Raw genomic sequence first — 17,155 nt, 5'->3', positions numbered from 1 at the left:
ATCAGGTTTCCTGCTTTCTGAGCAACGCGACGGTGGCGATCAGGACGACCGGCACCGACGCGAGCATCGGCCAGAACTGCGTCCACAGATCGCCGAGCCCGAGCGCCTTGTTGTAGACGCCGCGGCTGATCGCGAGCATGTAGGTGGCCGGATAGATCGTGCCGATCCATTTGCCGCTGCCTTCGAGCGACGACAGCGGCGTGAGCAGCCCCGAGAACTGCACGACCGGAATCAGCGTGCCGATGATCGTCATGAAGATCGCGGCGATCTGGCTGCGCGTGAACGTGGACGCGAGCAGGCCGACACCCGTCGCCACGACGTTGAAAATGAGCACCGCGAGCAGCAGCGTCGCGAAGCTGCCCTTGATCCGCACGCCGAACGCGAGGTCCGCCAGCACGACCATCAGCAGGAAGTTCAGCATCGCGAGCACGATGTACGGCGCCTGCTTGCCGATCAGGAATTCGGTGCGCGTGACGGGCGTCACGTACAGGTTGACGATCGAGCCGAGCTCGCGCTCGCGCACGACGGCGAGCGCCGTCAGCATCGCGGGCAGCATCAGCAGCAGCATCGGCATGATTGCCGGGATCATCGCCGGCAGGCTCTTCACGTCGGGGTTGTAGCGATAGCGCACGGCAATGTCCACTGCCGGCGACAGCGATACGCCGAGCCGGCGCTTCGCTTCGTCGCGCAGCCAGTTTTCGTGCATGCCCGCCACGTAGCCGCGGATCGTCTCCGCGCGCATCGGCATTGCGCCGTCGATCCACATGCCGATCTGCACGCGCCGGCCGCGCGCGACGTCGCGCGCGAAATCGGGCGGGATCTCGATCGCAAGCGACAGCTTCCCGCTGCGCATGCGGCGATCGAGGTCGTCGTAACCCGACAGCGGTGCGCGCTGCACGAAGTAGCACGAGCCGGCGAGGTTCTGCGTGTAACCCTGGCTCAGCATCGTCTGGTCGCGGTCCAGCACCGCGAACGTGAGGTTGTCGACGTCGAGGCTGATGCCGATGCTGATCACGCACATCAGCACGAGCGAGCCGAGCAGCGCGAGCGTCGCCCGCACCGGATCGCGGCGCAGCTCCAGCACTTCGCGCCACATGTAGCTGCCGGCGCGCGCCAAACTGAACGCGTGAGCGGGGCGGGCCGACGCGCCGGGCGCCGGTGCGTCGGGCAGCCACCGCGCGTCTTCCGGCGCGGCCGCCGCCGCGTCGCTCGTGCGTTGCGCGTCCATCAGATAGCCGATGAACGCGTCCTCGAGCGTGCGGGCGCCGCGCTGCCGCACCAGCTCGGCGGGCGCGTCGCTCGCCAGCACACGACCGGCGTGCATCAGCGAGATCCGGTCGCAGCGCTCGGCTTCGTTCATGAAATGCGTCGAAATGAAGATCGTCACGCGATCGCGCCGCGCAAGTTCGATCATCAGCCGCCAGAAGCTGTCGCGTGCCACCGGGTCGACGCCGGACGTGGGCTCGTCGAGAATCAGCAACTCCGGCTTGTGCACCATCGCGACCGCCAGCGACAGCCGCTGCCGCATGCCGAGCGGCAGGCGCTCGGGCAGGGTGTCGAGCGCGCCGGCAAGGCCGAAGCGCTCGGTCATCTCGGCCACGCGTGCGGGCACGTCCGCTTCCGGCACGCCGAACAGGCGCGCATGCAGCACCAGGTTCTGCCGCACGGTCAGTTCCCCGTACAGCGAAAAGCCCTGCGACATGTAACCGACCCGGCGGCGCGTGTCGATGTCGCCGGCTGCGACGGGCTGGCCGAACAGCTTCGCGTCGCCGTCCGTCGCGGGCAACAGGCCGGTCAGCATCTTCATCGTCGTCGATTTGCCGCAGCCGTTCGAACCGAGAAAGCCGAAGATCTCGCCGCGCCGGATCCGGAAGCTCACGTGATCGACCGCGACGAAGTCGCCGAACCGCATCGTCAGGCCGTGCGCCTCGATCGCGTAGCCGGCCGCGTCGTCCGCCTGCAGCGGCGTCACCTGCACCGGTACGTAGCCGCGCCGCCGCTCGTCCGGCAGCAGCGCGACAAACGCCGATTCCAGCCGGTCGCAGCCGGTGCGCGCCAGCAATTCGGCTGGCGTGCCCGTCGCCAGCACGCGGCCGGCGTCCATCGCGATCAGCCAGTCGAAGCGCTGCGCCTCGTCCATGTAAGCGGTCGCGACCAGCACGCTCATCGACGGGCGGGCCGCGCGGATGCGGCCGATCAGCGCCCAGAACTGCGCGCGGGCGAGCGGATCGACGCCGGTGGTCGGCTCGTCGAGAATCAACAGGTCGGGGTCGTGGATCAGCGCACAGCACAGGCCGAGCTTCTGCTTCATCCCGCCCGACAGCTTGCCGGCCGGACGGTCCAGGAACGGATCGAGGCCGGTGCTGCGCGTCAGGCTGTCGATCCGGCGCCGCCGCTCGGCCGCGTCGTGACCGAACAGGCGCGCGAAGAACTGCAGGTTTTCCTCGACCGACAGCGTCGCGTACAGGTTCTTGCCGAGCCCCTGCGGCATGTAGGCGATCCGGCTGCAGACGCGATCGCGGTGCGCGGCCGACGCCATGTCGCCGCCGAGCGCGATCACGCGTCCTTGCTGGATGGCGCGCGCGCCCGACGCGAGCGCCAGCAGGCTCGACTTGCCGACGCCGTCCGGGCCGATCAGTCCGATCATGCGTCCGGCGGGAATGTCGAGCGTCACGCCGTCGAACGCGCAGGCCGGGCCGTAGCGCAGCGTCACGCCGGACAGGCTGACGACGCTGCCGGTGCCGCTGCCGGAGGCGACCGGCGCCTCCGCGACCTGGCCCGCTTCGTCCTGTGCGGGCGTCACTGCGGCACCTTGACCGCGAGCGTGTCCGGCCAGCTCGCGTGCGGATCGATCTTCAGCCACGCGACGCCCGGCAGCCCGGTCTTGACGAGCCTCAGGTGCCGCTGCAGCAGGTCGCGGTCGATGCGCGCCTTCACGCGGAACATCAGCTTCTGCCGTTCGCTGGCCGTCTCGACCGTCTTCGGCGTGAACTGCGCGGTGCTCGACACGAACGACACGCGCGCCGGGATCACGTACTGCGGCGCGGCGTCGAGCACGATGCGCACGTCGGCGCCGAGCGGCACCTTGCCGACGACGGTCTCCGGCAGGAAGAACGTCATGTAGACGTCGGACAGATCGACGACATTGAGCACCTTGCCGCCGGCCGGCAGCACCTCGCCGGGCTCGGCCACGCGGTACTGCACGCGGCCGGCGCGCGGCGATGCCAGCTGGCTGTCCGAGATGTCGGCCTGCACGCGCGCGACGGTCGCCTGCGCGGCCGTGACGCCCGAACGGGCGGCCACGAGCTGCGCCTTCGTCGCGTCGATCGCGGCCTGGGCCGCTTCGACCTGCGCGCGGGCAGCCCGCACGGTCGCCTCCATGCTGCGCGCGCGGGCGCGGTCGTCGTCCAGCTCCTGCATCGACGATGCGCCTTCGCGCGACAACGTCTCGGAGCGCGCGAGCCGCCGCCGGGCGGCGTCCAGCTCGCTTTCGCGCTGCACGACCGCTGCCTCGGCCGCCGCCTTGTCGCTGCTGCGCTGCGCGACCTGCGCGTCGACGCTCGCGGCCGTGTTCAACGCCTGCTGCTCCTTCGCACGGGCCTCGTCGAGCTGTGCCTGCAGCACGACCACGTCCATGCTCGCAAGCGGCTGGCCGGCCTGAACGAAATCGCCTTCATCGACCAGCATCGCGCTGACGCGTCCCGGGAGCTTGGTCGCCACGTCGATCTCGGTCGCCTCGATGCGGCCATTGCCGCTCACGAGCCCCGCGTCGGCGCGGCCGTCCTGCCAGCGCGTCCAGCCGTAATAAGCGGCACCCAGCGCGATCACGGCCACGCCGAGCCCGATCAGATGTTGGCGTTTTAACGTCTTCATTGCGTATTACCCGAATCGGTCGAATCGTGAGTCGAGGACGCCGGCGCGTCGTTGCCGCCAGCCTGCGCGGTGCCGCCGAGCGCGCCATACAGCGCGTCCGCGGCGGCCGCGCGCGCCTGGCCGAGTTGCGCGCCGAGCGATTCCGCCTGCTGCAGCAGGATCTCCGATTGCGTCAGGTCCAGCCGCGAGATCGCGCCTTCGTCGTAGCGCCGCCGGAAAATCCGCAGCGACTCGCGCCGGCTGCCGATCGTCTCGCGGGTCAGCACGATGCGCTCGTCGAGCGCACAGACGGCCAGATACGCGTCGGCCACCTGCGTGATCAGGCTGAGCGACACCGCCCGGCGGGCCGCGTCGCTCGCCAGATACCGTTCGAGCGCGGCGTCCTTCAGGTTGCGCACGCGGCCCCAGAAGTCGATCTCCCATTGCGTTTCCGCGAGCTGCACATCGTAGAGCTGCCCGATGAACGGCGTCGGCATGAGCAGGCCGCCGGGCGCGCGAAACCGCGCATACGCGGCGCCGGCGTTGATCGACGGCCATTGGTCCGCGCGCCGGATGCCGTACACGGCGCGCGCCTCGTCGACCCGCGCGACGGCCGCCCGCAGATCGCGGTTGTTCGCGAGCGCCTGCGAGATCAGCGTGCGCAGGCGTGCGTCGGTGAAGTACGTGCGCCAATCGGGTAGGGCGACCGCGGGCGCCGCTTCGCCGGCCTTGCCGTCCGGATAGGTCGCCGGAACCGGCTGCGCGGGACGCGCATAGTGCGGTGCGAGCGACAGGCAACCCGACAGCAGTCCGCCGCACGTCAGCGCGGCCGCGACGCACGCGGCCCGCGCAACGGCGGCGCGCGCCCGTGCAGGCGGCGGGTCGGGGAGCGCAACGTGGCGCATGGAATTCCTCGGAATGGGTTGGAATGCTTGCATCGCGCCGCCATCGTGGCGGCGCCCGACAGGAGCAGGCCCACGCATGGCTGATGCGCTTGTCCGTTTGCCGGAACGCGCTCAGTTATATCTGACGATTGCGGTTGCCGCCGTTGATCTGGGTCAGGCGAATGGCAGGGCGTTTCGAGCGTTTCCTCGCTTGACATGCACGCGACTCAGCGCAACCGGAGCCTGCCGGCATGCACGAGGTGCGCCAATGGAAACGCAGCGTGCCGTGCGGGGCGGCACGACGGCAGGACGGGGACGGGACGGCGCGCCGGCGATCGCCGGCGCGAGCCCATCACGTGTTGCGAACCGGCTGCCGCGAAGGCGGCCGGGCGACCGTCACGGCGCGAAGAACACGTCGGTGCGGTTCGCGAGATTGCCCGAGTTGGTCTGGATGAAGAACGGATGGAACGACGACGACGGGCCCGCATCGAGGCCCTGGTAATCGCCGATGAAGAAGCCCTCCGCGTTCGGCGCGATCTTCAGGTCGAACGGCCCGCCGACGCGACGCTCGGCGACGAAGGTCTTGCCGCCGTCGAGCGAGATCTTGCGCCAGAAGTTGGTCGGCAGCGTCGTCGTGTTGCCGGCCAGCAGGGCGCGGAAGTCGTAGTAGGTGACCATCACCGCATTCGCGTTGTCCACGCGCACCGACGGGTTGAACGCCGCACGCCCGGTCGGCGTGTTCACCTGCAGCGGCGCACTCCATGTCGCGCCGCCGTCGGTCGATGTCGACAGCGCGATCTCGTCGTATTTCCCGCCGTTGAAGCGCGAATCCTGCCACACGACGTAGAGCTGGCCGGTCGCGGGATCGATCGCGGGTTCCGGGATGATGTCGCCGGTGCGCACCGGCTCGCCCGTGTTCGGATCGGTCACGCCGACCGTCTGCAAGCCGGCGATGATCTGCGGCTTGGTCCAGGTGTGCCCGTCGTCGGTCGACTTGACGAACGCGACCTTGCCCGCGGCCTTGCTGAACGGCGGCTGGATCAGGTCGAAGAAATCGTAGAGGGTGCCGGTCTTCGGATCGACGACGATCTGGTTGCCGATCGTCTGCTGCCGCGACGGTACGTCGACGATGTTCCTCGCCTTGCTCCAGGTCTTGCCGCCATCGGTCGTCTTCGAGAAGTACGTCGGCCCGCGAAACGCCGCGGTGTGCAGGTTCGCGTACGGATTGCCGTTCGGCAACTGGAGGCGGTCCCACACAGCATACGCGGTGCCGGCCTTCACCGGGTTCGCGGTGACCGACTCCTTGTCGTTGAAGAACTGCGTCGTCGGTTCGTTGTTCTGGATCAGCAGTGCCGGGCTGCTCCACGTCTGGCCGCCATCGGTCGACACCGACGCCGCGACCGCATTGCTGTTGTTCGACTGGTTGAACGAGATCGACACCGAATACGCGGTGCCGTCCGGCCCGATCGACACCCACGGATCCGACGCGCGCTCGTAAGGCAGCCCGCCCGGCGCGCACGCGCTGAACGGCTGCGTCGTCTGCGCCCAGCTGGCGCCGCCGTCGAACGAGTAACCGGCGACCAGGCCGTGCGCGCCACCGTTCGACCAGCGGTCCTGCTGCCAGACGCCGATCATGTTCGACGGGTTGGCTGGGTTCACCGCGAGCCACGGCTCGACCTCGGCGTTCACGTACACGGTGCCGGGGCCGCCGATCGTGCAGGCCGCATACGGGCTCGGGCCCGACACGCGCACGGGGTCCGCGTGCGCGAAGGCCGCGAACGCGAGCACGGCCGCGGCGGCGGTCAGCCGGGTGACAAACGGATGAGGCAGGGTAGTGCGTAGCATGAACTGCTCCTCGTTGACGTGCGGAAGCAGTGGCCGGACAGGCCGCGGCAACGCGCGCCGTCACGCGCCGTCACGCGGCTGCATGCCGCGTGCAGGGCCGCGTACGGAGCGTGAACGCACGGCGAAACGCGCGCAGTGGCATATTGCGCGGGCGCACGTCGTTCAGGTTGCCGCTTCAGCCATCGCATTCCGCCTTCGCTGGGTCCGCCAGCGTATCGGTTAAGACTCCTGTTGATTCTCGTTCCTTTTCGGACCCGCGCGTCATGGCCATCGCGCGGGCGTCCCCAAGTCTTTTCGATCGGACGAATACGTCGAAGCGGTTAGCAATGTAGGCGAACAAAACCCCGAGCAGCAGGCAATTTTTTGTAACTGTGCGAAGTCGGCAAGCGTTGCCGGAACACGCGCCGTCGATCAGAAAATATTGCGGCAAATCGGCGCGAAAAAATGCGGTCTCGCAAGCACAAAAAAATCGAAACGAAAAGCGAATTGAATTCGATTCGCTTCGTGGGCCGATCTCGTAACCGCGTCATTTGCGTGACGCAATCCCGATCGCGTCACGCACGTGGCATCTCCGCACCCGCGACCCGATCACCGCTCGGCCGGAAAACGCGTCTGCAGCGCGCCGAGCCAGCGCGCGACGACGTCCAGTTCTTCATCGGAAAACCCGTCGCACAGCTTCTCGTTCAATGCCCGCAGCAGCACGCGCGCCTTCTTCAGCGCCGCGTGGCCGTCGTCGGTCAGGAACAGCCGCGTGGCGCGCCCGTCGTCCGAATCGTGGTGACGCGTGAGGAGGCCGGCTTTCGCCATCCGGTCCGCGAGGCCCGTCATCGCGGACGGCGCGATCTGCAGCGCCGCGCCGACCTCGCCGATCAAGGCGCCGTCCTGCTTCACGAGATAGAAGAGCACGCCGGCCTGCGCGGCGCTTGCGCGCGCATCGGTCTCGGCCTTGCGGTCGACCCAGCGCTGCACGCGCCGCTGGCCGATGTTCAACAGGAAAAACAGTCGTCGTTCGTCGCTCAAGCTCGCGTCCCGGCTGGCGTGGAAGGGGAAGAAGGGCATGCGTCGCGCGGCCCGTCGAGCGCCTGCGCGAGCCAGTCCGCGACGCCCGGCCACAGCACCGTGCCCGGACGGCTGCGAAAGAAGCCCATGTGCCCGACCGGCCCGCTGCCTGCTGCGCGCGGGTCGATCTGGCGGCGCTCGACCGTCGCATGCGTCAGATAGCTTAACAGCAGGTCGATGGCGACCGGGTTCGCCCACGGGTCGTCGTCGAAGCCGAGCGCGAGAATCGGCAGCCGCTGCGCTGCGAACCGCTCGGCGGCGCCGAGCGTCGGGTCGTCGAAGAAGTAGTGCGGCAGCGTCGTCCAGCCGCTCCATTCGCGGAACACGCCGGCCGGCATGTCCTCGCCGAGCCCGAGCCGGCTGCCCGGCACGTAGCCGAGCAGCGCGGACGTCAGCGGCCCCAGCACGCGCAGGATCAGCCGCACCTTCAGGCGCTCGGCCGCCCGCGCGATCAGCCGCGTGCTGCCCGCATGCGACGCGACGAGCACCGCCGCATGCAGATGGCGCGTTCCCGCGCTCAGGCCGATCGCGTGGCCGCCGACGCTGTGGCCGACCGCGAGCAGCGGCACGCCGGCAAACGCATGACGCGCCCAAGCGGTCGCCGCCTCGACGTCGAGATCGATCCAGTCGCGCATGCGCGCGCGCAGGCGGTTCAGGCGCGTGGGACGCGATGCGTCGATGCCGCGGTAGTTGTAGGTCAGCGCCGCAAAGCCGCGCGCCGTCAGGTAGCGGGCGAAACCCGCATACAGCCGCTCCGGCACGGCGGTCGCCGGATGGATCAGCACCAGCGCGGACGGCTCGGCGTCCGGCAGCCACAGCGTGCCGCGCAGCGGGTAGCTGTCGGCGGCGGAAAACTCGATCGATCGGGAAGTCATGGCGCCCTCGTTTCGACAGGTATTTCACGTGCGAAATATATCGCCGAATGTATTTCGCTCACGAAATATCTATCGAGGAAACGCTCGAATCCATGCGCCCTGGGCAGGCCGCGCATGCATGCGCGGTCACGGCCCGCCATGTCATAAAACGCTCGCATATTTACTTAGCAGAATATTGCGTTTGTCTTATGACGCGGGCAAACGTATCGTCCCCGGTTCAAACCGTCCATTGCGCACCATGCACCCCATACCGCGCGCGACGGGCCACGAGCGGGCGCCGCCATGCGCGGCCGCAGGCCGTTCGACCATCCATCCGGGAGATCACGTTGCTGAGCCGAATCGTCACCGCGCTCGTGCTGGCGCTTGCCGCGCAGCCGGGCATCGCGAAAGACACCGTCACGCTGCGCGTCGGTGAACAGAACTACTTCAATATCCAGGCGTCGATGGAGGCGTCCGGTGTGCTCAAGGACCTGCCTTACACGATCGAGTGGAAGCATTTCCAGGCCGCCGCGCCCGTCGCCGAAAGCCTGAACGGCAATGCGATCGACGTCGGCTTCCTCGGCGATTCCGCGCTGCTGACGCTCGCCGCGCGCGGCGCGCCGGTCAAGGTCGTCGCCGTGTCGCGCCAGAGCCTCGACGGCGTCGCGATTCTCGTGCCGAAAGACTCGCCCGTGCGCAGCGTCGCGGATCTCAAGGGCAAGACGATCGCCGTGTGGCGCGGCGCGTGGAGCCAGCAGCTCGTGCTGCGTGCGCTCGAACACGCGGGGCTGCGCGCCGATGCGGTCAAGTACGCGTACCTGATGCCGATCGACGCGACCAACGCGCTCGCGAACGGCTCGGTCGACGCGGTGTCGCTGTGGGAGCCGTTCGTCAGCACGCTCGCGCTGCGGCAGGGCGCGCGGCCCGTGGTCACCGCGCAGGGGCTGATGCCCGCGCTCAGCTTCATTGCGGCGAACGAGCAGGCCGTCACCGGCAAGCGCGCGGAGATCACCGATTTCCTGCGCCGCGTGGTCGCCGCGCGCCAATGGGTCGACAGCCATCCGCGCGAATACGCGGACCTGTGGGCGAAACGCGCGAAGCTCGAGCCGGACGTCGCATACCGCTGGCTCAACAACGCGCACCAGCGCATCGGCCCGCTCGACGCGGCCGCCGCGAAAGACGCGCAGAACACCGCCGATTTCCTGCACAAGGCCGGCGTGATCCCCGCTCCGTACGACACCGCGAAGCTGCTCGATCGCTCGTATGCGGGCGCATTCGCCGCGCCCGCGCAGACGGCGGCCGCCGCGCAATGACCGCACCGAAGCGCATCGCCGCGCGGCGGTGCGCGCGATACCCGACATCCCCATCTTCGAAGGACATCCCGACATGCCAGTCGACATCATCCGCATGATCACCACGACACCCGGCGCGGAGGTCGACGTGCCCGGCGGCGGCGCTGGTAAGGCGATGCATTGATTTCCGCGATTCATGCGCATATCGCCGAACTGGATCGGCAAGGGGCGGCAGGTGTGAGCCGCGCGACGAGCGGGGACGGGGCAAGCGCTCGGCACGTCGACGGCGGGGCGGACGGATAGCCGAAGCCGCAGCCGGCTTCCGCGCATCGCAGCGGGCCGTTTCGGGCGCCCGCTTTCTTGGTTCAACGCATCCGCCAGCCGCGGAAAGCCTCCCTCAGAACGACGGTAACCCCGCCGGATTCGTCTCCGCACGCGCGACGGCCTCGCTCTGCAATCCCCAGCGCGCAAGCGCCTGTCCGTAGCGTCCGCTGCCGATCAGCGTGTTGGTCGCGAGCGTCAGCGCGGGCGCCAGGCCGCTGCCCCGGCGCGTCGCGATCGCGACGTCCGCGTTCGCCGGCCAGCCGGCATTCACGACACCCACCCGCCGGATCCTGCCGTCGCGCGCGGCCTCGTACGCGAGCGCCGCATTGGGGTTCAGCTCGGCATCGGCCCGCCCCGACAGCAGCGCGACGCGGGCCGCCGCCTCGTCGTCGAAATACACGAGCTCGGTTGCCTTCAGCCCCAGCGCGACGTTGCGGCGGCTCCATTCGAGCAGGATTCGCTCCTGGCTCGTCCCCGCGCCCGTGATGATGCGCAGCCCCGCGACATCCTTCGGCTCCGCGATCTTCGCGATCGGGCTCGCGGTGCGCACGTAGAAGCCGTGCAGCCCGAGCCGGTAGGTCGTGAAATCGTATTTCTCCTTGCGCTTTTCGGTCACGCCGACGTTCGATATCACCGCGTCGTACTTGCCCGAGGTCAGGCCGAGCGGCCAGTCGGCCCATGCGATCGGCACCAGCACGAGCGTGCGCCCGAACGCGTCGGCGACAAGCTGCGCATAGTCGGGATCGGCGCCGACCACGGTGCGCGCGTCCGTCGCATAGGTCGACACGGGCGGCGCGTGCGGCGAGATCGCGACGGTGAACGCGCCGTCGCGCACCCAGCGATAGCCGCTTGCCGCGCGGATCGCGGCCGTATCCAGAGGCGCCCGCACGCGGCCCGCCTGGCGCGGATCCAGATCCGCTGCCGGTGCGGCGGCAAGCGCCGTGCGGAAAAAAGGCAAGGGCAAGCCGGTGGCGGTAGCAAGCGCGGCCGTCAGAAACAGGCGTCGGTCGATCATCGGTTCGGATCTCGCAAGTTGAAAGCCATCGAGCGGGCGCACGCGGCCATCACAGCACCCGCGACAGGAATTCGCGCGTGCGCGGATGCGTCGGCGTGTCGAGCACGACGGCCGGCGGCCCCGCCTCGACGATGCGCCCGCGCTCCATGAACAGCACGTTGTCGGCGACCTCGCGCGCAAAGCCGATCTCGTGCGTGACGATCACGAGCGTCGTGCCGGAACGCGCGAGCTCCTTGATCACGTCGAGCACTTCGTTGACGAGTTCCGGATCGAGCGCCGACGTCGGCTCGTCGAACAGCAGCACCTTCGGCCGCAGCGCGAGCGCGCGTGCAATCGCGACGCGCTGCTGCTGGCCGCCCGATAGCTGGCGCGGAAACACGTCGGCCTTGTCGACGAGCCCGACGCGCGCGAGCAACGTCCGCGCGGTGTGCTCGGCCGCTTCGCGCGTCGCGCCGCCGACGGCGACGGGTGCCTCGATCAGGTTTTCGAGCACGGTCAGGTGCGGGAACAGGTTGAAGTTCTGGAACACCATCCCGACCTCCGTGCGGCGCTTCAGCACGTCGCGCTCCTTCAGCTCGTACAGCACGTCGCCATCGCGCCGGTAGCCGATCAGCTCGCCATCGATGTCGATGAAACCGTCGTCGACGCGCTCGAGGTGATTGATCGTGCGCAGCAGCGTCGACTTGCCGGAGCCCGACGGCCCGACGATCACCGTCACGCTGCCGCGCGGCGCGACGAACGACACGTGGTCGAGCACGCGCTGCGTGCCGAACTGCTTCGAGACCCGATGCACGACCACCTCGCCACCCCGGCGCGGCGCCACCACACTGTCGGACGAGGCCGCCACGGCGTGCGTCACGCGTGCGCTGCGTGCCCCAAGTGCCCCGCGTGCCGATATCCGCCGCCACAGCGCGCCGGCGCGCGCGAGCACGAAGGTGAGGGCGGACGGCGGCGGGTTGCGCAGCGCCCCGCGCGCATAGTGCCGCTCGACCTGCACCTGGATCGCCGACAGCACGGTGAGGATGATCAGATACCAGACGGTCGCGACCATCAGCAGCGGAATCACCTCGAGATTGCGGCGGTAGATCACCTGCACCGTGTAGAACAGCTCCGGCATCGCGAGCACGTACACCATCGACGTGCCCTTGGCGAGCATGATCAGGTCGTTGAACGCGGTCGGCAGGATCGCGCGCATCGCCTGCGGCAGCACGATCCGCATCGTCTGGCGCCCGCGCGGCAGGCCGAGCGCCGCCGCGGCCTCGAGCTGGCCCTGGTCGACCGCGAGGATGCCGCCGCGGATCACTTCGGCGGAGAACGCCGCATGGTGCAGCGTGAGGCCGAGCACGGCCGCGAAGAACGGGCTGATCAGCTCGGTCGTCGCGACGTCGAAAAACGTGATGTCGGTGAACGGCACGCCGAGCCGCACGTGCTCGTACAGGTAGCCGAGATTGTTGAGGATCAGCAGCAGCACGATCAGCGGGATCGAACGGAACAGCCACACGAACGTCCACGCGCTCGCCGCCAGCAGCCGCGACCGCGACAGCCGCGCGAGCGCGACGAACGCGCCGAGCACGAGGCCGAGCAGTGCGCCGAGCACGGTCAGCAGCAGCGTGCGCGCGAGCCCGGACAGCACGGGCGGCGACAGGAACCACTCGGCGAACACCGGCCAGCCCCATTGCGGGTTGCCGAGGATCGAGTGCAGCGCGATCGCGATCAGCACGACCGCGAGCACGGTGCCGGCCGTGGCCGAACGGTGCCGGACCGGCACTACCGCCAAGCGGGTGCCGGCGTCGCGCGCGTCGGTGGAAGAGAGCGGCGGCAGCGCGCCGCCGAGATGGGTGGTGTCGCTCATGTCGATGCAGTTCCTCGAATCGGTCGATACGCCGCGCGGGGCAGCGGAACAGTTGGGCAGCCGTGCAGCGGCGCGGCGCTCAGGCGTGCGCTTCGGCGGCGGCGTCGTGTGCTGCGGGCGCCACGGCATGGCGGCTCGCCTTGCGCGGCAAGCCCAGGTGATCGCGCAGCGTGCTGCCGGCCAAGTCGCGGCGATAGCGGCCGCGCGCTTCGAGCTCGGGAATCACGAGTTCGACGAAATCGTCGACGCCCTGCGCCTGCACCGGAAAGCCGAGGATGAAGCCGTCGGCCGCGCCCGCGTCGATCCAGCGGACGATCTCGTCGGCGACATGCGCGGCCGTGCCGATGAAGGTCGGCCGCGGCGTCGCGGCCGCGAGCGCGGTCTCGCGCAGCGTGAGCCGGTTGCGCTTCGCGTCGGCCTTGATCCGGTCGGTGGTCGAGCGGAAGCTGTTGCGGCCGATGTCGCCGAGTTCGGGAAACGGCGCATCGAGCGGGTATTGCGTGAAATCGTGGTGATCGAAGTAGCGGCCGAGATACGCGAGCGACTCGTCGATCGTCAGCAGGTTGCGGATCGCGTCGTATTTCTCTTCGGCCTCGGCCGCCGTGCGCCCGACGATCGGCCCGATGCCCGGGAAGATCTTCACGTCGTCGGCGCGGCGGCCATGCTCGACCGCGCTCTGCTTCACGCGCTGCGTGAACGCGCGCGTCTCGTCGAGCGACGGCGAATGCGTGAACACGGCATCCGCGTACTTGCCGGCGAGCCCGATCCCCGCATCCGACGAGCCGGCCTGGAAGATCACCGGCTGCCCCTGCGGCGAGCGCTGGATGTTGAGCGGCCCCGCGACGTGGAAGAAACGGCCGTCGTGATCGAGCGTGTGCAGCTTGTCGCGCGCGAAGAACTGGCCGGTCGCGCGGTCGCGCACGAACGCGTCGTCGTCCCAGCTGTCCCACAGCCCCTGCACGACGCTCAGGTATTCGTCGGCGATCTCGTATCTCAGTGCATGCTCCGGATGCGTCTTGCCGAAATTCCTCGCGGTGCCTTCGAGCGGCGTCGTCACGACGTTCCAGCCCGCACGTCCGCCGCTGATCACGTCGAGCGACGCGAGCTGCCGCGCGACCGTGAACGGTTCGCTGTACGACGTCGAGATCGTGCCCGCGAGGCCGATCTTCTTCGTCGCGGCCGCGAGCGCGGACAGCACCGTCAGCGGCTCGAAGCGGTTCAGGAAATGCGGGATCGACTTCTCGTTGATGTAGAGGCCGTCCGCGACGAATGCGAACGCGATGCCGTGGTCCTCCGCCTTGCGCGCGATGCGCGTGATGAAGTCGAGGTTGATGCTGGCGTCCGGCGGGTTGCTCGGATGCCGCCACGCGTTCATGTGGCTGCCAGCGCCTTGCAGCATCAGGCCGAAAGTGATGGATCGTCGGGTCATGGGCGTGTCCTGTGTCCTGCGTGGCATTCAGAGGGAAGGAGGCACAACGGCGGCAGCGGCCACCTGCGCCGGCGCGGCCGGCAGCGCGCCGCCGAGCCATTCGATCGACGCGAGCCGCGCCGCGTAGTCGGTCACCGGCGAATCGATCACGAACTCGTCGACGCCGAGCCGCCGGCTCAGCGCATCGAGCGCGCGGTGCACACGTTCCGGCGTATCGGCGAGCACGGCCGGGCGCAGCTCGTCGATCCGGTAGCCGGTCGCGCCGCTTTGCCGCGCGAATTCGGCGGCCGCCTGCGCGCTGCCGAGATTGAAGCTCTGGCCGCTCGCGAGCTGCAGCTTGAAGATCTTCAGCGGGCCGATCAGCCGTTCGGCCTCGTCGCGCGTCGGTGCGGCCACCGCATACAGCGCGACGAGCGGCCGCGTGCCGCCCGCATCGCGATACGCGTCGAGCGAGCGCTCGAGGTTCGCGTCGTCGCCGTTGAAGTGCCCCGCATGGCAGAAGCGCCAGCCGTGGCGCGCGGCAAGCGCGGCGCTGTCCGGCGAGCCGCCGAGCAGGATCCGCTCCGGCGGCTGTGGCGGCACCGGCAGCGCGACCGCGCCCGCGAGCGGGTGGTCTTCGGCGACGCCCCAGCCGAGGAAGGCGTCGAGCTCCGCGAGCTGCGCGGCGAAATCGGGCTTCTTCGACCGGTCGTGAAACCATTGCAGCGCGCGGGTCGTCAGCGGCAGCCCGCCGGGCGCCTTGCCGATCCCGAGATCGACCCGGCCCGGCGCGAGCGACGCGAGCAGCTTGAACGATTCGGCGACCTTGAACGGGCTGTAGTGCTGCAGCATCACGCCGCCCGAGCCGATCCGCAGGCGCGATGTATGCGCGAGCAGATGCGCGACGACGATCTCGGGCGCGGAACTCGCGAAGCCCGGCGCGCCGTGATGCTCGGCGACCCAGAAGCGGCGGTAGCCGAGCTGTTCCGCGCGCTGCGCGAGCGCGACCGTGAAGCGCAGCGCGTCGGCGGCGTTCGAACCGTCGGCGATCGGGCTCTTGTCCAGCAATGAAAGCGAATAAGACATGGTGTGCGGCGTTCCTGCCTGCGGTATTGATGGAAGGGTGTCGATGGACGGGGATCAACCGCTGCGGCGAATCAGGACTTCGGCAGCCCCGGCGGATTGGTGCGCGCCTCGTCGATCGCCTCGGAACCGAGATTCCAGCGGTCGAGCACCTGCCGGTAGCGGCCGTTCTTGATCACCCCGTTCAGCGCGAGCGTCAGCGGCTCGGCGAGGCCGCTGCCCTTGCGCGTGGTGATCGCGATGTCGGCGGTGCGCGGCCAGCCGCCGCTGATCGCGCCGACGAGCCGCGTCTTGCCCCGTTGTGCGCTCTGGTACGCGAGCACCGAGTTCACGCTGAACACCGCATCGGCGCGGCCCGACTGCACGGCGACGATCCGCATCGCCTGGTCGTCGTAGTACTGCACCTGCACGGGCTTGAGGCCATGCGCGACGTTCTCGCGGTCCCATGCGAGCAGGATCTTTTCCTGGTTGGTGCCGGCGTCGGTCACGACGCGCAGCCCCGCGACGTCCTTCGGCTCGCGGATCGCCGCGATCTTGCTGTCGTTGCGCACGTAGAAGCCGACCTGGTCCTTGCGGTACGTCGAGAAGTCGAACTTCTGCTTGCGCTCCTCGGTGACCGTCACGTTCGAGATCACCGCGTCGACCTTGCCCGATTCGAGCGCGAGCGGCCAGTCGGCCCAGGCGAGCGCGACGATCTTCAGCTTGCGCCCGAGGCTGTCCGCCACGAGCTGGCCGATGTCGGCGTCGAAACCGATGACCGTGCGCGCGTCGGTTGCGTACGAGCTGATCGGCGGCAGGCTCGGTGCAATGCCGATCGTGAACGTGTCGGGCTCGGCGAACCTGAACGCGGCAGGCACCGCGCGCTCGGCCGCCGGGTCCGCGACGCCGCGCGGTCGGCCGCGCTGCTCGGGACTCAGGTCGAACGTCGCGGCGGTCGCGGCGAGCGCCGTGAGGCCGATCAGCGCGGCACTCAGCGTGCGCATGGCGAAAGAAGCGAAAGGGGTGGCTCGTTGCATGAAGGTGTCCTGTCGGTCGGATACGGGAAATACGGGAAAGGGTGTCGAACGTTAAAAGCGCGATGCGCGTTCAGCGGGGCAGCGCCGGCTCGGGCGCCCACAGATCGGCCAGCGTCGCCGTGCGCGACGGCTCGACGAGGTCCTTGCCGAACGGCAAGTGGACATACAGCTCGGGATCGATCGACGGATCGAACAGGCGCGTGTAGCCCGTGTCGTCGTAGAGCGCCCACGCTTCGGGCTGGCGAAAGCCCGTCGTCAGGTAGACGCGGCGATAGCCCAGGTGCGCGGCGCGCGCTTCGAGCGCCTCGACGACGCGCCGTGCGAGCCCCTGGCGGCGCAGGTCGGCGCGCGTCCAGATGCGCTTCAGCTCGGCCGTCTGCGCGTCGTAGCGCTTGAACGCACCGCCGCCGATCGTTTCGCCGTCGCGCAGCAGCAGCACGAACGCGCCTTCCGGCGGCGCGAACCGTTCGGCCGGATAGCGGGCGAGTTCTTCGCGCGCCGCTGCGCGGCTGTCGGGGCGGTACGCGTCGTAGCGCGTTGCGTATTCGTCGATCAGCGCGTCGATCAGCGGCTGGGCGCGGACGTCGAGCGGGTTCGTATCGATGATGCGGTCGGTCATGGCCATGGGCGTCACGAGTGGCGCGCGACGCGGACGTCCAGGTCCGGGCTCA

General features: G+C 69.3%; 12 protein-coding genes and 2 pseudogenes. 2 read left to right on the top strand and 12 right to left on the bottom strand.

Annotation, left to right across the window (positions count from 1 at the left end):
* Position 1: 1 nt before the first annotated feature.
* The 6 genes and pseudogenes from rbbA to ACV22Z_RS31535 form a co-directional block, all read right to left on the bottom strand.
* Complete coding sequence (rbbA, locus tag ACV22Z_RS31560) at positions 2-2,803, bottom strand: ribosome-associated ATPase/putative transporter RbbA (protein ID WP_448080160.1); 2,802 nt, start codon at positions 2,801-2,803, stop codon at positions 2-4.
* Positions 2,800-3,873 (bottom strand): HlyD family secretion protein, encoded by a 1,074-nt coding sequence (locus ACV22Z_RS31555; RefSeq protein WP_448080159.1) that lies wholly within the window; start codon positions 3,871-3,873, stop codon positions 2,800-2,802. The genes rbbA and ACV22Z_RS31555 overlap by 4 nt, the downstream gene beginning before the upstream one ends.
* Before the next feature lie 59 nt (positions 3,874-3,932).
* A pseudogene (locus ACV22Z_RS31550) lies at positions 3,933-4,757 on the bottom strand (TolC family protein); the annotation flags it as partial.
* A gap of 375 nt (positions 4,758-5,132) precedes the next feature.
* Positions 5,133-6,581 (bottom strand): sialidase family protein, encoded by a 1,449-nt coding sequence (locus ACV22Z_RS31545; protein WP_448080158.1) that lies wholly within the window; start codon positions 6,579-6,581, stop codon positions 5,133-5,135.
* Between the two features lie 588 nt (positions 6,582-7,169).
* Entirely contained in the window at positions 7,170-7,601 is a 432-nt protein-coding gene (locus ACV22Z_RS31540) for a MarR family winged helix-turn-helix transcriptional regulator (RefSeq protein WP_448080157.1), read from the bottom strand.
* The gene (locus ACV22Z_RS31535) at positions 7,598-8,515 is read right to left on the bottom strand and encodes an alpha/beta hydrolase family protein (RefSeq protein WP_448080156.1); all 918 of its coding nucleotides are present in this window, start codon (positions 8,513-8,515) and stop codon (positions 7,598-7,600) included. Before ACV22Z_RS31535 ends, ACV22Z_RS31540 begins: the two co-directional genes overlap by 4 nt.
* Positions 8,516-8,841: 326 nt before the next feature.
* On the opposite strand from ACV22Z_RS31535, the gene ACV22Z_RS31530 reads away from it, so the two are divergent.
* Both ACV22Z_RS31530 and ACV22Z_RS31525 read left to right on the top strand, forming a co-directional pair.
* On the top strand, positions 8,842-9,807 hold the full coding sequence (locus ACV22Z_RS31530) for an ABC transporter substrate-binding protein (protein WP_448080155.1): 966 nt from the start codon (positions 8,842-8,844) through the stop codon (positions 9,805-9,807).
* A pseudogene (locus ACV22Z_RS31525) lies at positions 9,758-9,952 on the top strand (LLM class flavin-dependent oxidoreductase); the annotation flags it as partial. The gene ACV22Z_RS31530 and the pseudogene ACV22Z_RS31525, both read left to right, overlap by 50 nt.
* Before the next feature lie 231 nt (positions 9,953-10,183).
* On the opposite strand, the gene ACV22Z_RS31520 reads toward ACV22Z_RS31525, so the two are convergent.
* The 6 genes from ACV22Z_RS31520 to ACV22Z_RS31495 form a co-directional block, all read right to left on the bottom strand.
* Positions 10,184-11,125, bottom strand: a complete 942-nt coding sequence (locus tag ACV22Z_RS31520) for an ABC transporter substrate-binding protein (protein ID WP_448080154.1) — start codon at positions 11,123-11,125, stop codon at positions 10,184-10,186.
* Positions 11,126-11,174: 49 nt separating this feature from the next.
* On the bottom strand, positions 11,175-12,977 hold the full coding sequence (locus ACV22Z_RS31515) for an amino acid ABC transporter permease/ATP-binding protein (RefSeq protein WP_448080153.1): 1,803 nt from the start codon (positions 12,975-12,977) through the stop codon (positions 11,175-11,177).
* A 79-nt stretch (positions 12,978-13,056) separates the two neighbouring features.
* On the bottom strand, positions 13,057-14,406 hold the full coding sequence (locus ACV22Z_RS31510) for an LLM class flavin-dependent oxidoreductase (protein ID WP_448080152.1): 1,350 nt from the start codon (positions 14,404-14,406) through the stop codon (positions 13,057-13,059).
* A gap of 27 nt (positions 14,407-14,433) precedes the next feature.
* Complete coding sequence (locus ACV22Z_RS31505) at positions 14,434-15,471, bottom strand: LLM class flavin-dependent oxidoreductase (RefSeq protein WP_448080151.1); 1,038 nt, start codon at positions 15,469-15,471, stop codon at positions 14,434-14,436.
* A gap of 71 nt (positions 15,472-15,542) precedes the next feature.
* Entirely contained in the window at positions 15,543-16,484 is a 942-nt protein-coding gene (locus tag ACV22Z_RS31500) for an ABC transporter substrate-binding protein (protein ID WP_448080150.1), read from the bottom strand.
* A 70-nt stretch (positions 16,485-16,554) separates the two neighbouring features.
* Complete coding sequence (locus ACV22Z_RS31495; RefSeq protein ID WP_448080149.1) at positions 16,555-17,109, bottom strand: GNAT family N-acetyltransferase; 555 nt, start codon at positions 17,107-17,109, stop codon at positions 16,555-16,557.
* Between the last annotated feature and the right edge of the window lie 46 nt (positions 17,110-17,155).

This window comes from Burkholderia sp. PU8-34 (assembly GCF_053427725.1).
Note: the sequence above shows the minus strand (reverse complement) of the source record. Positions and strands in the feature narration are given on the sequence as shown.